This window comes from Dissulfurimicrobium sp. (assembly GCF_049968175.1).
Lineage (GTDB): Bacteria > Desulfobacterota > Dissulfuribacteria > Dissulfuribacterales > Sh68 > Dissulfurimicrobium > Dissulfurimicrobium hydrothermale.
Genome location: NZ_JBMFRG010000098.1, coordinates 1 through 4,174, shown reverse-complemented (window position 1 = coordinate 4,174; position 4,174 = coordinate 1). Strand labels below are relative to the sequence as shown.

The following is a 4,174-nucleotide window of genomic DNA, read 5'->3' as shown; positions in this document are numbered from 1 at the left end:
AGCGCCTTGGCCTTACAGGTCCATTCCGGTCCAGAGGGTCTGTACACCCATCAGATGGCCCATGTATTTTTCCTGGCCGCCATGGTGTTTTTGTTCTCCATCCTTTTCAGGCACCCTTTGGGCTATGGAAGGGCCTGGGTTTACTTGAGACTCTCCCTCCTGTTTTTTTCGATATGGAATGTAAATGCCATAATCACGCACAGTCTCGAATTGACCATCCCGCCAGAGTCGCTTGTTGTTCAAGAAGGTCCTCTACCTTGTTATATCTGCATGCCAGCGGTTTTTAAAAGTTGGGTATATTATGTAGGCAAGTTCGATCATCTCCTCTGCGTGCCGGCCATGTTCTTCCTTACCATGGCGCTTAAGACCTTCTGTCGTGAGGCCGAGCGCCAGGCAGAAGAGAAGAGAGATAAAGAGGCAGCCGAACAATGACACAATGTCTGCCGCTCCTCCCTATCTATGTGGTGGATTTTATAGGCGCAAGCCTTATGGTTGTTTTTTCCCTCACTGCCTTTTATTACTCCTGGAGACTTACAAGACTTGAGCCCAAGAGCGTCCTCTGGAGCTATTTTTTCTGGCTGTGCATGGCTATGGTGGCCTTTGCACTCTCGCGCAGTATAGGGCATATCCTCAGGTTTGTATTCATATTTATGGGATTCCCTCATATATGGAATTTTTTTGCCCCGTACAGCGGTGGGCTCAATACAATGACGTTTGTTTCGATCACCACGCTCACCTTTTATTTCCCAGGCGTTAGAAAGATAATAGGCCGAGTTAAGGAAGACGCAAAGAAGCTTGAGGAGGCCAGGATCGGACTTGCTCAGGCCAACAAATCCCTCATGGACTTGAATCAGACCCTTGAACAGCGCGTGGAAGAGAGGACTAGGGCGTTAAAGATATCTGAACAGAAGTTCAGGCGCCTCTTCGAGAGTTCAAAAGATGTTATCTTTTTTTGCAATAATGAGGGGAGGCTCCTTGATATGAACGACAGCGGGGTCGAGCTCCTGGGATTTAAGGACAAAAATGAGATTATCGGTAAGACAATGGCAGAGTTTTTTGTAAATAAGGCCGATTGGGAGAATTTTTGCGCGACTCTCCATTCGGCGGGGCATATAAAAGATCTTGAGATAGAATATGGAAGACAGGATGGCTCCATCCTTTATCTCTTGGTTACGTCCGATCTCATAAGCGATGAAAACGGTACTGTGATAGGTTGTGAAGGCATTGCCAAGGACCTTACACGCTATAAACAGGTCATGGCAAATTTGATACAGTCGGAGAAGATGGCCTCGCTCGGACAGATGGCGGCAGGTGTGGCCCATGAAATAAATACCCCCCTTGGCATAATACTCGGCTATACTCAGCTCCTTGAAGAGGATTTCAAGGACCAGAAAGATGTATACGAAACCCTTGAGACTATAGAAAAACAGGCGAAGATATGCAAAAATATCGTATCCGATCTACTGAATTTCTCACGGGATTCCATAAGACAGGAAAAGGGACCAGTGGATATAAATCACTGCCTTGAAGAGGTCATGGCCGTGATTGAGCATTCGCTGAATATGGACAGGATATATGTCCACAGGGTCTATGGCGAAAATCTGCCTATGGTGTTTGCTGATAAGGAGAGGCTCAGGCAGGTATTTGTAAACATCTTGAATAATGCCCACCATGCAATACAAAAAGAAGGACTTGTAGGCATATGGACACGCTATAACCCAGCCAAAAAGACTGTTGAAATATTGATCGGCGATACCGGGCCGGGTATCCCGCCAGAGATTTTAAAAAAGATATTCGATCCCTTTTTCACCACCAAGGAGGTCGGTAAGGGGACGGGTTTGGGTCTTTCTGTATCCTTTGGCATAGTGAAGGATCACGGCGGCAATATAGACGTCGAATCCCCACCCAAAGAACAGGGGCTGATAAATGCTGGTATGGAGACGGTATTTATAGTCAGTCTTCCTGCTTATATAGAAGGTATCGATCAAGAGAAATAGTTGTATATAGATATACAATACATTGTCTTTGTGCATTTTTTCTCATTATAATCTTAAAGATATAATTGGCAAGTTATATATTTTTAGTATTTAAGACTTGATTTTTTCTTTCATTTGATTTAATCAATATATAGTTAAGATATTTGTGAACAATATTGCTTATGATTTAGCAGTTAAATTCTTTAAGGTTTTTAGTTCAACATCTATTTTTATTGCCAATAAGATGTGTGGAGGAAGATCATGAAAAAGACCGTATGGAGCATGTGCGGCATGTGTACCGTCAGGTGCCCTATAAGGGTGGAGGTAGAAGACAACAAGATAAAGTGGCTTGAAGGCAACCCCCATATACTTGGTGGGGCGTTGTGCGCCAAGGGGTCGGCAGGTGTTGCATTGGTTCAGGACGACGAAAGGCCCCAGCAGCCGCTCATCAGGATAGGCGGGCGCGGCGCTGGCCGGTGGGAAAAGGTGAGTTGGTATACTGCGCTCGATTATATAGCTGAAAAGATAAATAATATAATAAACAAATACGGCGGCAGAAGTATCATGTTGAGCTGTCGAGGGGGGCCATTTGTGGACCTTCCCAAGGCGTTTATCCATGCCCTTGGTTCTCCGAATTTTACAAACCACGACAGCGCCTGCGGCAGAAATGTCCATCACGCCAGCCTTTCCGTCTACGGGCTTGGGCGCAAGGCCTTTGCCTATGACATAAAAAACGCAAGACACCTGATACTATTCGGGCGCAATCTCCTTGAGTCGTTGAGGGTCGCCGAGGTAAATCAAGTAATGGACATGCTTGATGCTGGCGGGCGTCTTACCTATGTGGACGTACGCCAGTCAGTGACAGGACTTAAGGCCACGCGTTTTTTCCAGGTAAGGCCTGGGACAGACTATGCCCTCGCGCTCGGCATGATCAACGGCGTCGTAAAGAAGGGTTTTTATGACAAGGAGTTTATCGAGCACTATGTAAAGGATTTTGATGAGCTTGTGGCGTTTATCGAGCCTTATACGCCGGAATGGGCGGCAAAGGAATGCGAGATAAAACTAAACAAGCTTATGGATTTTATAGACGAGCTCGGCGAAGACCGTCCGAAGGTCATATTTCATCCAGGGTGGATGCTCGCCAGATATCACGATTCCTTCTATGCAAGCCGGGCGTTGCACATCCTGAATGTCCTCATGGGCAACGTAGAGATAAAAGGTGGTCAGATATTCGCCAAGGGTCCGGGAGACTGTGGGGTGAAAGGCCTTAGAAGTCTCGATGCCCAGGTGCCGAAGCCCACTGAGAAGCGGGCTGACGGCGTGGGCTGGAAGTACAAGCACTTTGACAAGGGGCCGGGCCTATTCCATCTCTTTTATGACGCCATCGAGACAGGGGAGCCCTATCCTGTAAAGGCACTTATAGCCTATAGGCATGATCCCTTTACATGTTTCCCCGATCCTGCGGCGCAAAAGAGGGCGCTTGACAAGATGGATCTCCTGGTCTCGCTTGATACCCACTACAGCGAGTTTGGTTGGTACAGCGATGTGATCCTGCCTGAGTCGGCATATCTTGAGAGGGAGAGCATCATTGCGACACAGAAGGGGCCCAAACCCCGCTTTATAGTCAGACAAAAGGCCCTTGAGCCGCGTTTTGATACAAAGCCTGCCTGGTGGATATTCAAACAACTGGCGGATAGGGTCGGCATCGGCCGATATTTCCCATACAATACTATAGAGGAGCTCTGGAACTGGCAGCTTGAGCCCACTGGTTACAAGATCGAGGACTTTAACGAAAAGGGTTTCATCGAACTCTCTGACAAGCCTGTTATGTACGACAGGGAAAAGCTGGATGACAAGTTTAAGACGCCGTCCGGCAAGATAGAGATTGTAAGCGGTGTATTGACAGAGGTGGGGCTTCCCTCCCTCAAGCCATATAAGAGCCCCATAAAGCCGCCGAAGGGTATGTTCAGACTGGTCTTTGGCCGTTCAGCGGTCAACACCCACGGGCATACTATCAATAACCCCCTACTTTATGAGCTATTACCTACGAATAGTCTGTGGATCAACAAGCGTGCCGCGGATAAATTGGGCATAGCCAACGGAGATTGGGTGGATGTGATGGCTGATGGTGCCAGCGGCACCATTAAGGCCAATGTGACCGAGTTTATCCATCCCGAGGCCGTGTATCTAATTCATGG

3 protein-coding genes are annotated in these 4,174 nt (G+C 47.5%); all 3 read left to right on the top strand.

Translation table 11 applies throughout. The features are described 5' to 3' along the window. Positions 1–432: hypothetical protein (locus ACP5SG_RS09445; RefSeq protein WP_428123995.1), on the top strand; the 432-nt coding region annotated here is incomplete at its 5' end. Beyond that, entirely contained in the window at positions 429–1,997 is a 1,569-nt protein-coding gene (locus ACP5SG_RS09440) for a two-component system sensor histidine kinase NtrB (RefSeq protein WP_428123990.1), read from the top strand. The genes ACP5SG_RS09445 and ACP5SG_RS09440, both read left to right, overlap by 4 nt. 240 nt (positions 1,998–2,237) lie before the next feature. Beyond that, the coding region (locus ACP5SG_RS09435; protein WP_428123987.1) for a molybdopterin-containing oxidoreductase family protein at positions 2,238–4,174 on the top strand (1,937 nt) is incomplete at its 3' end.

Bases quoted from the DNA above. Each gene is read 5' to 3' on its own strand.
- ACP5SG_RS09440 (WP_428123990.1), top strand. From the start codon at position 429: ATGACACAATGTCTGCCGCTCCTCCCTATCTATGTGGTGGATTTTATA.